The sequence below is a fragment of the Mesorhizobium sp. M8A.F.Ca.ET.057.01.1.1 genome, assembly GCF_003952565.1.
GTDB lineage: Bacteria > Pseudomonadota > Alphaproteobacteria > Rhizobiales > Rhizobiaceae > Mesorhizobium.
The window spans coordinates 347,079-366,328 of sequence record NZ_CP034454.1 but is presented as its reverse complement, the minus strand read 5'-3'; the positions used below and the strand labels follow the sequence as shown (position 1 = coordinate 366,328).

The following is a 19,250-nucleotide window of genomic DNA, read 5'->3' as shown; positions in this document are numbered from 1 at the left end:
CCAACGATTAAGCAGATGGCTGTAGCAACAACGCTTATCTCGATCGTCTGGAAGAGCACTCGCACATTGGCTGGATGAGAAAAAACGTCTCGTAGTATCGGAATGAAAAGTCTGGAGCAGTGACACTGTTGAGGAACAGCAAGCTTATAGGAATGCCAAAAACCACTAGCAAAAGCGCGAACGCTGGGGTGGCTAACCCAATTGGCATCTGGGCCATTCTGCGCAGAAACTTCATGAGTATCACCTTGTCAATCGCTTATGCCGCAACGAAGCGAATGTCTGACTGCAGCCAGGTGAGGCAAACCTCCTCGCTTGGCTGGAAAACAGGTTGGCCCGCCGCGACATGTTCCCGGACGACGAGCACCGTGTTGCCGACGCGAACATGGTATTTTCGCAAAGGGCCCGCAAAAATCATATCGTGGACCGCACCGGTAACATACTGGCGCTGGTCCGTTTGGGCGCGCTCCGCAGTCTTCGGAAGTATTCCTATGCGCTCTGGCCTTATCATAGCATGTGTGCCGGTTTGGGGGGCCTTGTCGGCTCTGGTCGGCAACATGCCATCCTCGAGAATATTCGCCTCACCCAGAAATTTCGCTACGAAGCATGATGATGGCCGGTCGTAGAGGGCCTCCGGCGTACCGATTTGCTCGATACGTCCTGCGCGCATCACAACAATCCGGTCCGACAGAGTAAGCGCCTCCTCCTGGTCATGCGTAACGCAGACCGTCGTAATACCGAACTCCTTGTGTAAGCTCTTCATCTCGATCTGCATCTGCTCACGCAGGTTACGGTCGAGTGCCCCAAGCGGTTCATCAAGCAAGAGGAAGGGTGGATCGGCAATCAACGCGCGGGCGAGCGCCACCCGCTGCTGCTGACCGCCACTCAATTGGGATGGCATGCGGCCGCCAAATTCCCTTAGATGCACGCGCTCAAGCATCCGGGCCACTCGAGCGTTCCTCAGGTCAGGAGCCATGCCGCGCATTTCGAGAGGGAATTCTAGGTTTCGAGCCACTGTGAGATGTGGGAACAGTGCATAGCTCTGGAAAACAATGCCTTGGTCGCGACGATAGGACGGGACCGCGGCGACCGAATGTCCAGCAATCATTATATCGCCCGCACTAGGAGCCTCAAAGCCGGCCAAAAGCATAAGAGTGGTTGTCTTGCCCGAACCGCTCGGACCCAGAATAGTCAGGAACTCGCCGCGGCGAACGCTTAATGACAAGTCTCTGACTGCGGGCACCGCCCCGTACATCTTGGTAACGTTGCGGAATTCGATCTGAGGCGATCGGTTCATCTCTCCAGCGCCATCGTCCAGATTCGCGGTGGTGATCGTTGAGTGCATGTTCACTGTAGCTCCTCCAGCATCGCCCGACTTAAGTCGCCGGCATTTACCGTCCTGCTGCCCTCAAACCCGATGCCGTGAGCGGAGAGCGAGTTTGGTCCAACCCGCCCCGGTCACATTTTTCAGCATTCGTTTCGATTGTATCCCGACAGGGCGATCACCCCAACGGGGATATCTGCACTTCAACCCGGCGCTACTGCAATATCCATTCATTCCAACGCTGGATAAGGAGCTCGGTGTTCGAAATGCCGCTGGGGCCCACATCACTATACCACTGGCCATTTATCGCGATGCTGCTCTTCATGTAGTCTGGGTAAGTAGGCAGTTTGCGAGCAATCTTCTCGGGAAGGAGTTTTAACGCATTTCGGTTGCTTGGCCCTCCAGAAAACAATCGGGCAAAGGCGGCTTGACGGTCCGCGCGGGTGACAAATTCGATGAACTTTTGGCCGGTCTTTGCGTTGGGTGCCCCCTTCGGAATAATCCAGTAGTCCCATTGCAGCTTTGCCTGGTTCCGATTGATCTCCGTCGGAGCCCCTTGATCAATCAGCAGCTGAGCTCTTACGTCGTAGGCTTGAGCGATGTCCACGACCTTGTCGTGCAACATCTGCTGTATCTCTGACCCGCTTCCCCACCATTTCCGAATGTGCGGTTTGATCTTATCCAAACTGGCAAACACCCGATCGATATCCATCGGATAGAGCTTGTCGGGAGATACGCCATCCGCCAGCAAGGCCTCTTCCCAAGGCCCTTCTGATCCGTATTGACCAGACACAAGTGTTCGGACACCAGGAAATTTTTCGACATCCCAGAATTCGGGCCAGCTTGTCGGACGGGGTTTATCTACAGGGAATGTTTCTGTGTTATAGACCATGTTGTAGGAGTAAATGAGAGCTGCAACCCCAAAACGCTGCTTGGCAAAGTCATAAATGGCTTCCAGCTCGTCATTTTTGAAGTTAGAGTAGTCAATTTCCTCGAGAAGTCCCTTTTTCACTGCAACAAGATTTTCTCCTTGACCAAGCGACCCTACATCGATCGTGACGTTACCTGATTTAACCATCAATTCGATTACGCCCATATACATGTCGTCGGTGATCGCGTTGACCTTAACACCGGTCTCAGCCTCAAATGGCTTTGCGTAAGCCTCAATGTTGGCTTTTCCATAATCGCCACCTCCCACCATTACGTTGATCTGGTTCGGCGTTTGCGCCGAAACGCGTCCCGCAAAGGAAGACAAAGCGCCAGCGGCCAGCGCTGTCGATGTCGTCTGCAGCAAACGCCTCCGGTTTATTTTGTATTTCATGTCATTACCCTCTTATTGTTTATCTCAGCCTTTGATTAGCTAAGATTTCTTGCATTCGAACCAAAACTCCCCTACGCGGCGAGAGCAGCCTCGGCTAAGTTGAGCCAGTACCTATGCCATAGAACAGTGCTTCGTCGTTAAAGTCGTAGGCTGGATTATGGAGAGCAGGAGCGAACCATTTCCAAGCAGAATATATGCCGCCGGCCGCGCCATGTCGGCCCGCAACCCGATATTGGGTCCATCTCCGAGTTGACCTTTGATCAATGCAACCACGCCGGTTTCCGCTATCCTACACTCGATGTAGTTGATTCCGAAGGAAGCAAGCTTTCGGCCACGAACGACGCTGTGTTATTCACCCGATAGTCAAGTTCGGGGTTCTCGTGAAGATACCAACGCCAAGTCGTTGCTTCGACCTAGATTTCCTTGTGTCAACCCCAACCATAGGCACGTTCCCGCATTCGAGTGGTTTGGATCAGGCGCCAGTGTGTGAAGAATGATCAATGGCACCGGAGTTGTCGTCAAATTCAGTTTGCATATTGTCACCATCTAGAACCGAGATAGTCCCACGGTCTCGGTGTTAGTGCCCGCAACTACGACCCTGACAACAATCCGATTGTGCTTAAACGGATAAGCTTCTGCCTGGAGAAGGATCGGATGCGCGCTTCAGACGTCGCGCAGGGGCAATCGTAAATCTGGTCCGCTGGCAACGGCGACCCTCCGTCTCCCGCGAACTAGCTTACCCTGCACTGCGAGCGCTGTGCTACTTAACCCGCATACTTTATGCGTTAGGCCCGATAAAGTGTTGACGGGATTTCGCTCAGGAGCTCCGCGCCACGATCTGTCACGAGCACGTGCGCGCCGGCACCAAACAGGTAGCCGCTTTCGCTGCACAAAATGTTTGGCATGTGCAGGGTCATGCCTGCGGTGAGTGATTCATTGACATCGGGCTCGAGACTCAAGTCGCCGCGCTCAGTCCAGTTAATGCCGGTTTGGTATCCTGTTCGTTGGCGGAAGACGCCTTTGCGTCCAGATCGCTTCAATACCTCCTGCCCAGCAGCGTGGACATCCGCTGGGGTGGCACCTGGGCGAATCGAGGAGACCAGAGCTGCAATGACCTCCTCAGCCAACTTGTGCAAAGATTCGGTTTCGGGATGTTTGCCAAGGACTGCGCATCGAACCATTCCTACGGTATACCCGTGCTTTGACGCTCCTACCTCCAGAAATGCTGGCTCGTTATTGCTGAGAGGATGATGGGTTGCTGGGGCATGGGGCAACTTCACCCGCTCCCCAAACAAAATGGTAACCGGCGCCAGCTCGATATCCCCAGCCGCATTGCTTGGGTCATTCTGTACCGCCGCGGCCAGGGCTGCAGCCATCTCGATTTCTGTAATTCCGGGACGAAGCGATTTTTGGAAGGTTCGGATAGCCAAATCAGTAAATCGAACAGCATCGCGCATGCAGGCCAACTCAAGTTTTCCTTTCACTGCGGACAGTGACGAAACCAGCCGGGTGACATCAGTGATTTTCAGATCCGGAAGCTGGTCTTGCACTGCGCGCACATCGGCCGGCGCTAGATTCCAGCATCCAAGCTCGAAACCAACCAATTTATTTTGCAGACCGAGTCGGCGCAATACATCTGCGCATACTCTGCCAAAATCCGGCTGATGTGTATACGTTACAATTTCGTCGATACAACTATATGAACGCACTGCTTGCTCATCATATTCGCGAACGACAAATATTGGAGCGCGCCCCGGGATCAAAATAAGAGGAAATGGCGCAAAATATCCGCCGTTCCCATCATAGCCGCTGAGATACTTCAAATGGCCGTGCGCGGTTACCACAATTGCGTCCAAGCCTGCTGTGGCAACCGCAGTCACCACATTGTTTTGTCGGCGCTCATACTCCGATATTGGGAAGGGGACACCCGTCAGAGGAATTGCGGGGCGCATCGTCGCCATATCTCACCTCAATGTGTTGTGGTTCGGTTGCGCAAAAATGCGCGATCGGTTCGTCACAGACGCTTCGCCGGCTCATCCGGTCTGACAATCCGCTTTCCTAGCGACTTGCGTCAAATGCTATTCCTATATCGGCATCATCTGGCAGCCAGATGCAAAAGTCTCCGCAATCCAAGCCAAGCATGGCCGGCGCCTTGTCGTGCCACATCAAAACCGTGCAATCAGAATGAGACCAAACTTGGCTCGCTCAAACTGTCTAGTTATTTGCGTTTTGCCGAAACGTTCGGCGATGATCCGACGCACTTTGCCCAATTTTTGTTTTTATGGCATCCTCTATTGAAAGGGATCGCGTCAGGGTGGTGTCCACCTCCCTGACCAATTTGAGATCGCCGTGTGTGACGCCCTCAGGTTATCGCCCCAAGCATAATGCGCCGGCTCGTATGGTGGTCATAGATGGGCAATCCCGTCATGCGGCGCAGCTTCGGTGCGAATTTTGGGAACTCTGTGCATTCAAAGATGAATCCGCCGATGTCTGGATGAGTAGCGCGAAGCCGCCGCACGGCTTCTGTGAGATGTCGCTCTGTGTCAGAGTCGGGGATCAGCGCCGTCCCTGTCGGACGCTTCAGTTCGCTCGCCACAAGCATGCTGCCTGAGATGCCATCGACTACAACTCGCGCGCGTTCCTCAGGAGCCCGGATGATGCCCAGAAGATCGGTACCCATGTACTTCTCGTGGGCGACCACGACGCCGAGTTTGGCGCGGGGGGGCAGATGGCGGATCACGGTCGGAGCTAAAAGGAGGCTCCCCGTCGACACAGGCACTTTCACCGCGGCAGCGATGGCCTCCTGGTATCGGGCGGTATAGCCACAGTCGGAGCTAATCGCAGTGGCGCCACAGTCGACAAGGCGACGGGCGGCTTCGGCGTAAGCACAATAAAGGTCTGGGTCGTCATCGAGCAGTGCCCGCCACCATGCACCGGGGACTTTTTCACAGATGACAGGGCGACCGTCCAATGTTTGCAATTCTGAACTGGTTGGATGACCGTCCCAAAGGCTGAGAATTCCAATGGGCAGCGCAGTAGCCGATGCTTGGGCAGGGTCAATTCTGGTTGAGAATCCACTGGCTCCGGCAATCATCTTTCACCCTCCGTCTTGAGTGCGCGATATTCGCGTCGAATGATTGCGCGGTCGAGTCGACGATGTTCAACGCCACGCATGTCCTCATTGTTCAGAAGACGTGCTCAAGATTGGGCAGTCGCGCCGGCTACGAACTGAGACGCCCTCGCGGGGCGCGGCGGACAATATGGCTCGGGCGATTGCGTTCCACTAAACATCGACCGCGCAGTTAGCGTAGTCAAATGCATTGTTTATATCGCCATTATCTGACTTCGAGATAATTTCAAAGATAGGCTTAGGCCGCTATCGGTACCAGAAGCGAAGCCCTGCAAGGCATGCAACGCTCAGGACGCTCTGGGGTTAGAGTGATGAAATGGATACGAAAAATATAAATCTGGATTGTACTGGGGCGGATAGGGCACCTCCTCAAGGAAAGACATCGCTCGGCATTGTGACTGAAGACGCCAAATCCTGCCAGACCCCAATGGCAAAACCTTCTCGGTGGTGGACCCTACTTTGTCGAGCGCCATTGAGGTGCTCGTCAACAAAGCCGAACTGTTGGCTGCCCTTGGATAAGCAAGAGCTGGTGACGAAGACCGGGAGAGACGACCGCCGAACCCTGTGGCCGGCCGGCACGGTTTACCGATTTCGCCAAGCTATCCTCGACGAGAGGCCTGTCGCCGCCGGTACAAGATTGCCGCTCATCAGGGGACTCGCGGTGATCCATGACTTGACTCAGAGTGCATAGCGCACCCGTCGTAAACACCTCGCTGTGCGCGTCGTGGCCGAGCCGTAGTGCCCAGCCCGGTCGCGCGATGTCATATTTGAGCCGGTTCCAGGAAGGATCGCGTCAGCGATACTGAGCGAAGATGGCGGAACGCGAAGCGCCTTGAACCCAATGTCATCAGCCCTCCGACATAGATGGAGGTGGCTGGTTTGCGGGGAATGACGACCGTTGATCGTTGAGCTGTTTTAGATCTTCAGTGGTCGCGCAACCATTGCTAACCCTTCGTTGATTTCGACATGCGCCCCCGATCGTATGGCCACGACAATGGATGCTCCCGGTGCAAGGATATCAATAGAATCAGTGGACAGCGAATCCATCAGATGCAGGATGCCTATGAGATCTCCCTGCTTCACTTCATCCAACACCGAGCAGCGAGGCTCGAAGATGCCCGTTGCAGGCGATTTCAACTCGTCGGACGAATGCGTTTCGAGTGTTTGGCCGGACTTCTGTTGATGGAACGTTGGATACTCGGCTCTACCCTCGACCAGCCCGAGCGCGATGAGCGCGTTGCGTACTCCAATCTCGTAGATCGCGAGATCATCAGCGCCGACTGTGCCGCCGCCGAATTCAGTGCAAACAAATACCTTGCCATGGTTGTGGGCCAGGATATCGAACATTCCAGCCGTGTCGTTGTAATCCCAGACCAAAGTCAGGGGCAATTTAAACGCTTCCGCCATTCTCACCGTCCTTGTCATGAGATTGTGATCGGCGATCGGGTGCGTCGTGGCGGCCGGCGGAAAATCCCACGTTGGTCCAAAGCTGTGCAGATCAAATACGGTATCGGCCATCGGCAACAACACGCGCGAAACTGCCTCCGCGATTCGTTCGGTGACCGAACCATCTGCGCGGCCAGGGAACACGCGATTGAGGTTCAACCCGTCGAGCGGAGTATTCCGGCTGTAGGCCTCCACGGCCAAAGGATTGAGGGCTGGTAGGACGATGACCCTTCCACAGGTTTGCGCTTCTGGTAGCCACTCGACAAGCCTTCGCGCGACAAGTGGTCCCTCCAGTTCATTGCCATGATTTCCGCCGGTGATAAGAAGGCGCGGTCCCTCTCCCTTGTTAAGACTAAAGACAGGCAGCCGAAGCTCACCTCGGTCAGTTCCTCCGGGGACGACAAGATGTCCCTTGCTCGTGCCGGGCAGATCGGGATCAAACGTAAGATGGGGTGCTTCGCTCATCGTTCAACCTGTTTCGAGTATTCGGGCGCGATTGCGGTCGTTTTGCGGAGCTGTTGCCCGTTTGCATTCTCCGCTCTCGAAGTATGCGCCCGGCAATCTCCAATTCGCCAATATAATGTCCCGGACGGTCCCATCACGTTGCCAGATGGCTATCAGTGTGGTTTCGGTGAGGCTGCCATATCCGGATGGCGTCCTCAATAACTTCAGCCGGAATGCCTACTACGGTCGCCGACGATTCGATCTCGGGTGAGCTTTGTGCCTCAACGAACTTTCCACCCGCTATCGTAGGCTCGCAATGGCATCGAAGGATGGAGGATCGCCTACAATGTGATTCTCAAAGCCTTTTGCAGGATGTCGAGTTGAAGAAGTTCTAGGTACTATCGCTCAGAGACCTTAACTTCTCGACCAACGTCTGTCGACACGACGGACCGCTCGCTGATGTCGGTCTCTAGGCCTTCTCTCAGCCAGTCGTCAGCGTCTGCGCCGTGCAGCCGATCCCGGCGACAATCGACGAAACCATAGACCCAGCGCGATGTATATTGTGATCCCGAACTACTGAGGTTTATGCACGGTACAGCGTGTTAGGGGGTCGCTTAGCAGTTCGGCCCCCCGCTCTGTCACCAGGATGTGCGCCCCTGTCCCAAACAGGTAGCCGCTTTCGCTGCACAATATGTTGGTTATGTGAAATGTCATGCCGCTTTTAAGAGTCTCCTTCCCACTGGCTCCAAGCTGAGGTCGCTGCGTCCGCTTGATAAACCGGTTTGGTATCCCGTTCGTTGGCGGAACACCCTTTGACGGCCGGATCGGTCGAGGACCTTGCGCCCGGCAGCGTCCAAGCTTCCAGTAGTTGCCCCCGGTTTCGCGGCCGCGACTACGGCATCGATGACCTCCTCCGCCAAGGCATGCAAAGATTCGGTTTCGGTGTGTCTGCCAAGAACGGCGCATCGTACCAGCCAGGCTTCGTAGCCATGTTTCGATCCGGCGACTTCTAAGAAGGCCGGCTCGTCTTTCTTGACTGAATGCGCGGTAGGCACGTGTTTCGGTAATTCCCGGACACGCTTTTCGCTAAATCCCGGACAGTGATTTCAGTAATTCGCGGACAGCGATTCCGCTAAATCCCGGACAGTTTTCGGAAGCGGATTTACCGGTCGGTTCTTGGCTGCGCCGTTCTGGCAGTTTGGCCTCTCACGATGATGTTGAGAGGGGCCATGCCGAGACGGAAGCAAGCGAGACGAACGAGCGTGAGGGACATCCAAGCGATGTTGCGCCTGACCCATGAGCAGGGTCTTTCGGTGCGTGAAGTGTCGGAACGGCTGAAGATCAGCAAGACGACAGTATCAACCTATTTGCTACGGGCGCGGGAGGCCGGGCTGTCATGCTGGCCTCTGCCGCCGGGCCACGACGACGCGACACTTGAGCGGCTGCTGTTTGGCCGTGCCGGTCGTCCGCCGCAAGACCTGAGCGAACCGGACTTTGCGCTGATCGCCAGGGAGCTGAAGCGCAAGGGGGTGACGCTGACGCTGTTGTGGCAGGAGTATCGCGCCGCCCATCCCGACGGCTACGGCTACACCTGGTTCTGCGAGCACTTCGCCGCTTTCGAGCGCCGGACGAGCGCGACATTCCGCAATCGGCATGCGGCGGGCGCGGTGATGCAGACGGACTATGCCGGGCAGACGGTGCCGGTGATCGATCCGGCGACTGGCGTCATTTACCCGGCGCAGATTTTTGTCGCGGTGCTGGGCGCCTCCAACCTGACCTTCGCCTTTGCCAGCTCCAGCCAGAAGCTGCCGGACTGGATCGAGGGCCAGGTGCGAGCGCTCGCCTTCTTCGGCGGCGTCACCAGAGCGATCGTGTGCGACAACCTGAAGGCCGGTGTCGTCAAGGCGCTGTGGTTCGAGCCGACGCTGAACGCGACCTTTGCCGCGATGGCCGAGCACTACGACACCACCATCCTGCCGACCCGCAGCCGCAAGCCGCGCGACAAGGCCAAGGTCGAAGGCGCGGTGCTGATTGTCGAGCGCTGGATTCTGGCGCGGCTGAGGAACCGATCCTTCTTCTCGATCGCCGAGCTCAACGCGGCGATCGCCGAACTGCTCGAGGAGCTGAACAACCGGCCGATGCGCCATATCGGCCAAAGCCGCCGCGAACTGTTCGAGGAGATCGAGCGGGCTGCCTTGAAGCCGCTGCCGGTGGCACCGTTCGAGTACGCCGAGTGGAAGTCGGCGAAGGTCCATCCTGACTACCATGTCGAGGTCGACAAGACCTTCTATTCGGTGCCGCACCGGCTGATCGGGCGCACCGTCGAGGTGCGGCTCACGCATCGAGTGGTCGAGATCTTCCACGATCACCAGCGTGTCGCCAGCCATATCCGTCGCTCGCAGCGTTCCGGCCATGTCACCGTCAACGAACACATGCCCAAGGCGCACCAGCGCTACGCCAACACCACGCCGGCCAGCCTGATCAGCCGGGCGGCCAGGATCGGCCCCAACGCCGCCATCCTGGTCGAGCGCATGATGCGCGACCGGCCGCATCCGGAACAGGGATACCGCTCGGCCATGGGCATCCTGTCGCTGGCGCCGCGCTATGGGCCGGAGCGTCTCGATGCCGCCTGCGAGCGGGCGCTGCTGATCAACGCGATCGCCTACTCCTCCGTCACCGCCATCCTCAAAGCCGGCCTCGACCGGGCCAGCTCCGCAGAACCGGCAAAGCCGACACTCCAGCACGCCAACATCCGCGGCTCCACCTATTACCAGTGAAGGAAAGGAAGAAAGAATGCTGACGAACCCCACCCTCGACCAGATGCAGGCCCTCGGTCTGGCCGGCATGGCTGCCGCCTGGCGCGAACTGGCCGAACGCAACAACGCCAACGATCTCGCCGTGACGAGTGGCTCGGCCTGATGCTCGACCGCGAGGTCGCCATGCGGGCCGACAAGCGCGTCCGGAACCGGCTCGCCTCAGCCAGGCTGCGCTTTCCCGAAGCCTGCATCGAGGACATCGACTTTGCCGCGCCGCGCGGACTCGACCGGCGCAGTACCATGGCGCTCGCCCAGGGCGAATGGTGAAAGCGCATGAGAACCTGATCGTCACCGGCCAGACCGGAACCGGCAAGTCGTGGCTGGCCTGCGCCTTCGGCCGGCAAGCGGCACGGCTCGATCATTCCGTGCTCTATGTGCGCGTGCCGCGCCTGTTCGAGATTTGGCGCTCGCTCGTCTCGATGGCCGCTTCCCACGCCTCATCGACAAACTCACCCGCGCGCAACTGCTCATCCTCGATGACTTCGGAACCCACAGCCTCACCGACCAGCAGCGCTTCCATCTGTTCGAAATCGTCGAGGAACGCTATCGCCGCAAATCCACCCTGATCACCGCCCAGGTCCCGGTGGCCAGATGGCATGACCTGATCGCAGACCCCACGGTCGCCGACGCCATTCTCGACCGAATCGTGCACAACGCCCACCGCATCGTGCTCCAGGGCGACAGCATGCGAAAGCAAAAGGCCGCGCCCCTCTTGACCGGTGCCGAAAACGGCGAATCAATCATCCATGAACGCAACAAAGGCACCCAAGGACCGACGCCGCCAGACTGTCCCGACATTAGCGAAACTACTGTCCGGGAATTAGCGGAACCCCTGTCCGGCTTTTGCGAAATACGCACGGTAGGCACGGCGTGCGGCAATTTTGTTCGCTCCCCGAACAAAATGGTAGTGTGAGCCAAAGCGATCCCATTGCCTTCCTTGGCAGCCATTGATTGAATAGCTGCCGCCAGTATTTTCCTGCAGGTCGTGAGGCAGAGCCGTCATGACCGCGCACTAATGGTCGGGAGCGATCGCCACGAGCGTGGCCGCCGTGACGAACTGGACGCTATGGTTCTGCCGGATCGCCTCGCGCCCGAGAGCCACCGCCAGATGTGTTTTGCCCGTACCCGGAGGTCCAAGGAACAGGACCGTGTCGCCATGGGCAATCCAGCGGCAGGTCGCCAGCTCCCGGACTTGGCGCTGATCCAGCGACGGCTGCGCGTCGAAGTCGAAGCCATCGAGTTTGCGCACAAACGGGAACTGCGCGATCTTGCCTGCCATAGAGATGCGCCGCTCGTCGCGCCGCGCGATCTCGCGCGTCACCAGGAAGGCCAAAGCCTCGCGCAAGGTCATTTGCGAACGCGCCGCTTCGTCCAGCAGCGTATCGAGCTGGTCCCGGATCGCGGTCAGCTTCAGCCGGTCGAGCTGAGCCACCAGCATCTCGTGATCGACCGCCGTCGTCACCAGCTGCCTCCCACCAGTGCTTCATATTCTGCCAATGGCCGCAACAGCGCGGAAGGCGCAACGATATCCGCCTGCGCCGATCGTACCAACGCAGCAGCGCCGACCACGCCGGCAAGATGCGCGCGCTGGTCGATCCGTTGGCGACGTCCGCGGCACAAGGCATGATCCGCCACCACCTCGCCCGCATGACGCAGATAACGCGGCCGCCCAGCAGCACGACTTGAACGCTCTCCCCGATCAGCCGCCAGGGAACCGAGTAACTGTTCGTGTCCAGGTCGATTGCGCAGTCTGCCTGGACCTTGCGCACGAGATCCGTGCGATGTGAAGGATAAGGCGACATCCAGATTTACGGGCAGTCGTCCTCGGCTGATCTTGTTGCCCCAGACCTTTAAGGGATGGGCGGCTCGACCTGGAGTCTCGCATGGCAATCGAGGCATTGGCGCAAGGCACAGCGAAGGGGGAGATTGCTCGGTCCGTTACCACGTGGCCCGGATGAAGTGTCAAGCGAAGATGTTTTGCGGTTTCCTTGATCTCGAGCGTCGTTCCGGCCCTTCCGCAATAGGCCGGAACGACGCTTTGCGCGAAGCCGGTAGCTGTCGCCACGGATGGTTATCACTGTCGAATGATGAAGCAGCGATCAAGGATCGCCGTTGCCACCACGGGATCGCCAAACACGCTGCCCATTCGCACGTCGCCCTTCACCAGTCTTTGATCGGAATTGGCGGCCGGGTCCACGGCAGAATCCGGAGGCTCCACGCCGTCCAGGCGTGGATACGGATGGCATTCCGGGGCGGGCCGGTTCTGCGGCAAATTTCCCTGATCGATGAATGCTCTCGAAAATGCCAGCGTCGGATCACGCTCCACATGTCGATCACTCGGTAGCCCCGTTGAAACAACGCAGGGCGAGGTTCAAACTTTAGACAATTCTCGATTAAAATATCCCGCAACGCCGGATCAGTTCCCAGTGGCTGACAAGGACGTTCCGCCTCTGGGATCCTCTCCGGACTATCTGCGAAGCGCGGGCCTGGAACACAAGACCCGCGAAGGCTCTCTTCTGGGCATCGGCTATAGGTATCAGCGACGTTCTCCACCCGCACGACGGTACCCCCGACGAACATTTCTTCGGTCCTGTTGGGCTCGCCACAAAAATCACAGAACCTTTGCAAACACAAATTGCTGACAATGTTACCTTCAGCACGAGATTTGGGGTCAAGGCAGGAATGAAATGCCGCCTCCAATTTATGCTCAGGCCGCCGCAGCACGCAAACGGAGAGAACAGCCAGTGACAAGAAGAGCGCTTATCCTGCTTGAAGGCCATAGTCGGATCGGTCTACTATACTTAAACGCAGCACGACGCCTTGGTCTTCATCCAATTACAATGTCGGCTGACCCAGCTCAGTACGATTATCTTGCGTCGGAAGGTGGTGAGGCAATCCGTGTCGAGACAGACAATCTAGATGCGCTTATCCATGAATGTTCGCGGCTAGGTGCGACATATGACATTGCTGGCATTACTGGTTTCGCGGGGGACGACGAGTCGGTCTATGCGACAGTGGGTAAGCTCTGTCAGTACTTGGGTTTACCGGGACCTAACCCCCCATCGATTGAACGATGCTGCAACAAATTCACTCAACGTCAGGTCCTCGCGGAGGCTGGCGTTCCAATTCCTGCTTACCGCTTGGCAGCGAATGCGATGGAAATTGAAAGCGCTGCCGTGGACATAGGGTTGCCGGTGGTTCTTAAGCCCGCCTTAGGTAGCGGCAGCATTGGAGTCCTATTGTGCCGCAACTTCGATGAGTTGGCGGAACATGCGACACTGTTGGGCGGGACCCACCATCTAAGGCGGTCCTCGCCGGGAATACTGGTCGAAGAATTCGCGCAAGGTCCACACTATGCCGTTGACCTCATGGGAGATGAGGTCATTGGTATTGCCGCTGGCAAATTCGGCCGCCCGCCGCATTTCGTGTTTCGTGAGTACACCCATCCGGCCGCGCTGAATGAGGAAGACCATAAACGTATCGCCGACGTTTCGCTGAGCTGTTTGCGAGCGCTCAAGCTTGGCTGGGGGCCAAGCAACATTGAATTTCGTTTGACGAAGCGCGGCCCAGTCGTCATTGAAGTCAATCCGCGGCTTGCGGGGGGCCTAATCCTCGGCTGGTCCAGTTGGCTTACGGCGTCGACTTGGTCGCCCAGCACATCAAGCTTGTGATCGGCGAGGAATGGGATTTGCAAAAAAGACATTCCCATACGGCCGGCGCGCGGTTCCTAGTTCCTGATCGCGATGGCACCCTCGATTGGATCACCGGCGATCGTGATGCGGCTGCCCTAGCAGGTGTTGTCGAGGTTGAGTGGTATGTTAGACCCAAGACGCCGATCGCCATAAAAGGAGATTACCGTGATCGCATCGGACATGTCATTGCCGCCTCACCCCGTCTTGCTCAGACGGATGATATACTTGAGCGTGCGGCTGCCTTGATCAATTGGTCGATCGCTCCGTTTCTTGGCGAACAAAGACCATCAGCGGCACCTGACGTTTTGGCACCGGCGGACGTGCCGCCGCCCAAGAAGTGCTCGTAGTAGAACATTCAAGCGGTCGAGAATTTGGGAGTTGCAACTCAATGAGGGTTAGTACTTCCCACATCTATAGACATCGAAGCATCTTCAGTGATTTAGCGGTCGCGCAACGAGCGCTACTCCTTCCTCGACGTCGACATACGTTCCGGATCGGATGGCGTATACAATGGATGCCTGAGGCGCACGGATGTAAATGGCGGCGGCCGTCAAAGAATCCATCGGATACACAGCGCCTATGATATCTCCCAGCTTCACTTCATCCAAGACCGAGCACCGAGGTTCGAAGATGCCCCGCGCTGGCGACTTCAGTTCGTCGGACGAGCGTCGCGTTTCGAGTGTCTGGGTGGACTTCCGGTGACGAAAGGTCGGATGCTCCGGCTTTCCTTCTACGAGTCCGAGCGCGATGAGTGCGTTGCGCAATCCAGCTTCGTAGATCGCGATAGCGTCGAAGCTGACCGTGCCGCCGCCGAATTCAGCGCAAACGAATGTCTTGCCCTGCTTTTGGGCCAAAGTATCAAACATTCCAGGTGAACCTGGATGTTCCCAAACCAACGTCATGGGTAGTTGGAACGCCTCGGCCATTTGGAGCGTCTTGGCCATGAGAACGGGATCAGCAATTGGATGCGTCGTGCTCGACGGTGGGAAATCCCACGCTAGTCCAAAGCTGTGCAGATCGAAGACGATGTCGGCACATGGCAATAATATATGCGAAACCGCATCCGCGATCCGTTCGGTTACTGATCCGTCGCTACGGCCCGGAAAAACTCGATTGAGATTTAAGCCGTCGGTCGGCGTATTTCGGCTGCATGCCATTACGGCTGGTGGATTGAGCACCGGTGCGATTACAACTCTTCCACAAGCTTGCGCTTCGGGAAGCCACTCGACAAGTCGCCGCGCAACAATCGGCCCTTCCAATTCATCGCCATGACATCCGCCAGTGATCAGGAGCCGTGGTCCCTCGCCCTTGTTGAGACTGAAGACCGGAAGCGAAAGAGCTTCGCAATCGACGCCTTTTGGGACAACAAGGTGCCCGTTGCTGATACCGGGCTTGTCGAGATCAAACGTAAGGTGTGGTGCTTCGCTCATTGCCGAGATTTCCTTCAAATTTGAGCTACGAGACTATCTCCGCCGATTCCGATCAGCTTTGGCACTGAGGTGCGGTGCGCCACGAGTTTTCAATCGGGGACGTGGTTTGCCCGCACATCGCGACGCAATGATCCAAAGTGTTTCGCGAGGGCTGGTAATTTGGGCCTAGAGGTGCCTTATAGTGATGCTCCAGGCTTCAGCCTTATCACACCGACATCGTTGTCGATGGCGATCTCGGTCCCAAACGGCTCGGAGAGCTTCTGTAGACGCTTCAGAATGGTCTTCGCTTGCTCCTGATTGACTAGACGTGGGACGCCGCGATCGGCAAATCTCCTCAAGCGACCGAGTTCAATCGGATACAGCCGCAATTCGGCAAGCTGGTTCTGCTTAAATTGGCTCCGCGCCACGATGCTTTCCCAAAAAACCGGGTCTGAATAGCTGGCCATCTCTGCGACCTTGACCTCGGCATCCGTGTGGACCCGAGGGTCCTTGGCGTAGTCGCCGAACATTTCGGCACCCGTAGGGGTCCCCAAGTCGTCCTGGAAGAAATTTCCGAGGCTATAAAAGATCGGGCGACCCTTAAAAATTTCGATACCTCTCAATTGGTGAGGTCCATGGCCAATGTATGCGTCGGCCCCGGCATCGATCAGCCTATGAGCAAAGGATCGTTCGTAATCCGGCGGCTCGTCGCTCCAGTTCCCAGGCTCGTGACAGTGGTTCGCGACTATGCAAAAATCGGAGAACTGCTTGCCCCGCCGGACGTTTCGTAGAATGTCGGCGACATCACGTGCGTCTGGTTCGAAACTGTATCCGACCTTGTCGCCAACCTTATAGGTTGTTCCGGCGAGCACGACTTTAAGAGGATCTTCCCGGAAGGGGGTGTCGGTAGGCAAGGCAGAACTTATTAGCCTTACATTTTCGAGCATTTCGGGCGAAACCACGATGCTTTCCGCTAAACGAAGAGCGTTCAGTCCTGGTCGTCCTGGGGCCTCACCAGCGGGATCGCCCGCACGGGCCATCGGTTTGAATGTTGAAGCACATGATAGCAAGGCCACACGACCACGTGCGGTCTCGAAAAAACGGGCGGCACCGGCTTGTGCCAGATTTTCGCCCACCCCTGCATGGATGATCCCGTTTTGATCTAGCACTCGACTGGTTTCGCGCATACCTTCAACGCCCCAGTCAAATGAATGGTTGTTTGCGCGGCCAAGTATGTTGAATCCCATCGCCTTCAAGTCTTGACCTACCTCTGGCAGGCTGAGGTGATACGCACCGCCGTATTCAGCCTGCGGGTATCCATTGAACGATCGGATATCGAAGGCGTTGACTTCCAGGTTGCCAAAAGTGGTGTCGGCATCGCGAAGGATCTTGACGACGTCGCCGAAGCCAGACTCCTGAGATTTGGTCACGGCTCGTGATACGATAAGGTCGCCAACCGCGACCATCGTGAAGCCGTCCGCGACGTTCGTTGCAATCGACCCGACCACATCATATCCGGGTGCCCCGTTGATCGAATGACGAGCGTTCTCGTTCCTCATAGATTTCTCCTCGTCCCGCTTGTTCCTGCCGTATTTGGCCATTTTCCGTGTTCGTATCTGTGCGGTGCCCAAGTCCGGTGGCTAAGCGACGGGAGTGACCGAAGAATTGGCCGCCGCAGGCGCTGGCATCCCCATGGCCGGAGCGCGCACATGACATGCCACCACGCGTCCGTCTGCCATCGGCATCAAAGGCGGCACTTCGATGCGGCAGCGCTCGATGGCGAGCGGGCAACGCGGATGGAACGCGCAGCCAGCCGGCGGGTTGATGGGGCTCGGCACCTCGCCGTCGACGGGCGCCTCCAGCCGAATCCGAGTCGGATCCGGCACCGGAGCGGCCGCAATCAGCGCCTCGGTGTACGGGTGCACCGGCTTGGCGAAGACCACCTCGCTCGAGGCGAACTCCACTATCCGCCCCAGATACATGACCGCCACGCGATGCCCGATATGCTCCACGACGCCGAGGTCATGCGAGATGAAGACGAACGCGATGCCCATCTGCTGCTGGAGATCCAGAAGCAGATTCAAGATCTGCGCCTGCACGGAGACGTCGAGGGCTGACACCGCTTCGTCAGCAATGATGAGAGAGGGGTTGAGCGACAGGGCGCGTGCAATGCCGAGCCGCTGGCGCTGACCGCCCGACAATTCGGAGGGCAGCCTGTGCATCATCTCGGGCGACATTCCGACTTTTCGGAGAAGGTCCGCGGCAAGCGCGTTTCGCTGCTTCCGGCTGAGGCGCTCAAAATTCTCGACAGGTTCGGTGATGATCTGTCCAGCGGTAAGCCGAGGATTGAGCGACGAGTAAGGATCCTGAAAGACCATCTGCATCCGACGGCGCCACGCGTGAAGGGCGTCCTTCTTAAGGCCTGCTATGTCGATCCCGTCGATCAGCACGCGCCCGACCGTCGGCTCGACGAGCCGCATCAGGAGCCGCGCCACGGTCGACTTGCCGCAGCCGGATTCGCCGACGATGCAAAGCGTCTCGCCCGGTTCGACAGAAAAGGATACATCCTCCACCGCCCGGATCACCGGAATGCTTTTCTTGAAGATTCCCGAGCCAAGCGGATAATGCTTGGTCAGGTTCTCGACTTTCAGCAGAGGACCGGTCATGTGGCCATCACCTCTTCGGCGCGCCAGCATGCTGCGTCGTGGCTCGACCCGACATCACGCAGGATGGGTGTTTTCTCTCGGCAAATATCAATCGCGAACGGGCAGCGAGGGGCAAAGCTGCAGCCGATAATGGGCTCTCGCAGGTTTGGCACGACTCCAGGAATTTCTGGAAGGCGACGCTGGCGGCCGCGCCGCGGATCCGGCACCGATCGCATGAGGCCCTGGGTGTAAGGATGCGCTGGACGCGCAAACAGATCTATCACACTCGCCTGTTCGACGATCCGGCCAGCATACATCACGATTACGCGTTGGCATGTCTCGGCTACAACGCCCAGATCGTGCGTGATGAACATCACGGCCGTTCCCGTCCGCTCTTTGAGATCAACGATGAGCCGCAGGATCTGAGCCTGGATGGTGACGTCAAGCGCCGTGGTCGGCTCATCGGCAATCAACAGTTCCGGCGCGCAGGCCAGAGCCATAGCGATCATGGCGCGTTGGCGCATGCCGCCTGACATTTCATGGGGATAGTTGTCGACGCGACGCTCCGGATCCGCGATGCGGACAAGACGCAGCATCTCTTCGGCCTTCGCCGCAGCCACTGAGCGGGATGCTTTCGTGTGGATCTGCACTGCTTCGGCGATCTGGTGGCCGATTGTATAGACCGGATTCAGGCTGGTCATCGGGTCCTGGAAGATCATGGCGATCTGGTCGCCACGGATCTGTCGCATCTCCCGGTCTGACAGTTCAAGCAGGTCGCGCCCGCGAAAGCGCACCTCGCCGCGGACGGTCCTGGCGGTCAGCTTCGGCAGGAGCCGAAGTATGGAGAGAGCGGCGACGCTCTTTCCACAACCGGATTCGCCGACGACGCCGAGCGTCTCGCCTTTTTTGACCTGGAAGCTGACGCCGCCCAGGGCACGGGTGACGCTCTCTTCGCCATAAAAGTGCGTCTCTAGGTCGCGAACGTCAAGAAGCACGTCATTCGCTATCGTTTGATGCATCTGCACG

11 protein-coding genes and 6 pseudogenes are annotated in these 19,250 nt (G+C 57.6%); 3 read left to right on the top strand and 14 right to left on the bottom strand.

What is annotated here, in order from left to right:
* Positions 1 to 256: 256 nt before the first annotated feature.
* From EJ077_RS01580 to EJ077_RS32690, 7 genes and pseudogenes are all read right to left on the bottom strand, one after another.
* Entirely contained in the window at positions 257 to 1,294 is a 1,038-nt protein-coding gene (locus EJ077_RS01580; protein ID WP_208702887.1) for an ABC transporter ATP-binding protein, read from the bottom strand.
* Between the two features lie 241 nt (positions 1,295 to 1,535).
* Positions 1,536 to 2,642, bottom strand: a complete 1,107-nt coding sequence (locus tag EJ077_RS01575) for an ABC transporter substrate-binding protein (RefSeq protein ID WP_208699324.1) — start codon at positions 2,640 to 2,642, stop codon at positions 1,536 to 1,538.
* Between the two features lie 210 nt (positions 2,643 to 2,852).
* Positions 2,853 to 3,061 (bottom strand): annotated as a pseudogene (locus EJ077_RS31750) (amidohydrolase); the annotation flags it as partial.
* A 366-nt stretch (positions 3,062 to 3,427) separates the two neighbouring features.
* The gene (locus tag EJ077_RS01570; protein WP_208699322.1) at positions 3,428 to 4,603 is read right to left on the bottom strand and encodes a M24 family metallopeptidase; all 1,176 of its coding nucleotides are present in this window, start codon (positions 4,601 to 4,603) and stop codon (positions 3,428 to 3,430) included.
* Between the two features lie 401 nt (positions 4,604 to 5,004).
* Positions 5,005 to 5,736: a hypothetical protein gene (locus EJ077_RS01565; protein WP_208699320.1), complete on the bottom strand. Its 732-nt coding sequence runs from the start codon at positions 5,734 to 5,736 to the stop codon at positions 5,005 to 5,007.
* A 951-nt stretch (positions 5,737 to 6,687) separates the two neighbouring features.
* Positions 6,688 to 7,683 carry a succinylglutamate desuccinylase/aspartoacylase family protein gene (locus EJ077_RS01560; protein WP_208699318.1) on the bottom strand — a complete coding sequence of 332 codons (996 nt, stop codon included), beginning with the start codon at positions 7,681 to 7,683 and terminating at the stop codon, positions 6,688 to 6,690.
* Between the two features lie 689 nt (positions 7,684 to 8,372).
* The gene (locus tag EJ077_RS32690; protein ID WP_208699316.1) at positions 8,373 to 8,717 is read right to left on the bottom strand and encodes a M24 family metallopeptidase; all 345 of its coding nucleotides are present in this window, start codon (positions 8,715 to 8,717) and stop codon (positions 8,373 to 8,375) included.
* Between the two features lie 174 nt (positions 8,718 to 8,891).
* On the opposite strand from EJ077_RS32690, the gene istA reads away from it, so the two are divergent.
* Entirely contained in the window at positions 8,892 to 10,439 is a 1,548-nt protein-coding gene (gene istA, locus EJ077_RS01550; protein ID WP_208699314.1) for an IS21 family transposase, read from the top strand.
* 16 nt (positions 10,440 to 10,455) lie between these two features.
* Positions 10,456 to 11,214 (top strand): annotated as a pseudogene (istB, locus tag EJ077_RS01545) (IS21-like element helper ATPase IstB); the annotation flags it as partial.
* A 294-nt stretch (positions 11,215 to 11,508) separates the two neighbouring features.
* Here the strand turns inward: istB and EJ077_RS01540 are convergent.
* From EJ077_RS01540 to EJ077_RS01530, 3 pseudogenes are all read right to left on the bottom strand, one after another.
* A pseudogene (locus EJ077_RS01540) lies at positions 11,509 to 11,916 on the bottom strand (ATP-binding protein); the annotation flags it as partial.
* Between the two features lie 20 nt (positions 11,917 to 11,936).
* Positions 11,937 to 12,253 (bottom strand): annotated as a pseudogene (locus EJ077_RS01535) (IS21 family transposase); the annotation flags it as partial.
* Positions 12,254 to 12,456: 203 nt separating this feature from the next.
* Positions 12,457 to 12,621: pseudogene (locus EJ077_RS01530) on the bottom strand (ATP-binding protein); the annotation flags it as partial.
* Between the two features lie 601 nt (positions 12,622 to 13,222).
* Here EJ077_RS01530 and EJ077_RS01525 point away from each other — a divergent pair.
* A pseudogene (locus EJ077_RS01525) lies at positions 13,223 to 14,517 on the top strand (ATP-grasp domain-containing protein).
* A gap of 84 nt (positions 14,518 to 14,601) precedes the next feature.
* Here the strand turns inward: EJ077_RS01525 and EJ077_RS01520 are convergent.
* From EJ077_RS01520 to EJ077_RS01505, 4 genes are all read right to left on the bottom strand, one after another.
* Entirely contained in the window at positions 14,602 to 15,600 is a 999-nt protein-coding gene (locus EJ077_RS01520) for a succinylglutamate desuccinylase/aspartoacylase family protein (RefSeq protein WP_208699312.1), read from the bottom strand.
* Positions 15,601 to 15,776: 176 nt separating this feature from the next.
* Positions 15,777 to 17,138, bottom strand: coding sequence for a CapA family protein (locus tag EJ077_RS01515; RefSeq protein ID WP_208702886.1), 1,362 nt, complete (start codon positions 17,136 to 17,138; stop codon positions 15,777 to 15,779).
* An 81-nt stretch (positions 17,139 to 17,219) separates the two neighbouring features.
* Positions 17,220 to 18,245: an ABC transporter ATP-binding protein gene (locus EJ077_RS01510; RefSeq protein ID WP_208699310.1), complete on the bottom strand. Its 1,026-nt coding sequence runs from the start codon at positions 18,243 to 18,245 to the stop codon at positions 17,220 to 17,222.
* Positions 18,242 to 19,243, bottom strand: coding sequence for an ABC transporter ATP-binding protein (locus EJ077_RS01505; protein ID WP_208702885.1), 1,002 nt, complete (start codon positions 19,241 to 19,243; stop codon positions 18,242 to 18,244). The genes EJ077_RS01510 and EJ077_RS01505 overlap by 4 nt, the downstream gene beginning before the upstream one ends.
* Between the last annotated feature and the right edge of the window lie 7 nt (positions 19,244 to 19,250).

Coding starts and splice junctions, on each gene's coding strand:
- EJ077_RS01560 (WP_208699318.1), bottom strand. CDS start 7,683: ATGAGCGAAGCACCCCATCTTACGTTTGATCCCGATCTGCCCGGCACG.
- EJ077_RS01580 (WP_208702887.1), bottom strand. CDS start 1,294: ATGAACCGATCGCCTCAGATCGAATTCCGCAACGTTACCAAGATGTAC.
- istA (WP_208699314.1), top strand. CDS start 8,892: ATGCCGAGACGGAAGCAAGCGAGACGAACGAGCGTGAGGGACATCCAA.
- EJ077_RS01565 (WP_208699320.1), bottom strand. CDS start 5,736: ATGATTGCCGGAGCCAGTGGATTCTCAACCAGAATTGACCCTGCCCAA.
- EJ077_RS01510 (WP_208699310.1), bottom strand. CDS start 18,245: ATGACCGGTCCTCTGCTGAAAGTCGAGAACCTGACCAAGCATTATCCG.
- EJ077_RS01570 (WP_208699322.1), bottom strand. CDS start 4,603: ATGGCGACGATGCGCCCCGCAATTCCTCTGACGGGTGTCCCCTTCCCA.
- EJ077_RS01575 (WP_208699324.1), bottom strand. CDS start 2,642: ATGAAATACAAAATAAACCGGAGGCGTTTGCTGCAGACGACATCGACA.
- EJ077_RS01505 (WP_208702885.1), bottom strand. CDS start 19,243: ATGCATCAAACGATAGCGAATGACGTGCTTCTTGACGTTCGCGACCTA.
- EJ077_RS01520 (WP_208699312.1), bottom strand. CDS start 15,600: ATGAGCGAAGCACCACACCTTACGTTTGATCTCGACAAGCCCGGTATC.
- EJ077_RS01515 (WP_208702886.1), bottom strand. CDS start 17,138: ATGAGGAACGAGAACGCTCGTCATTCGATCAACGGGGCACCCGGATAT.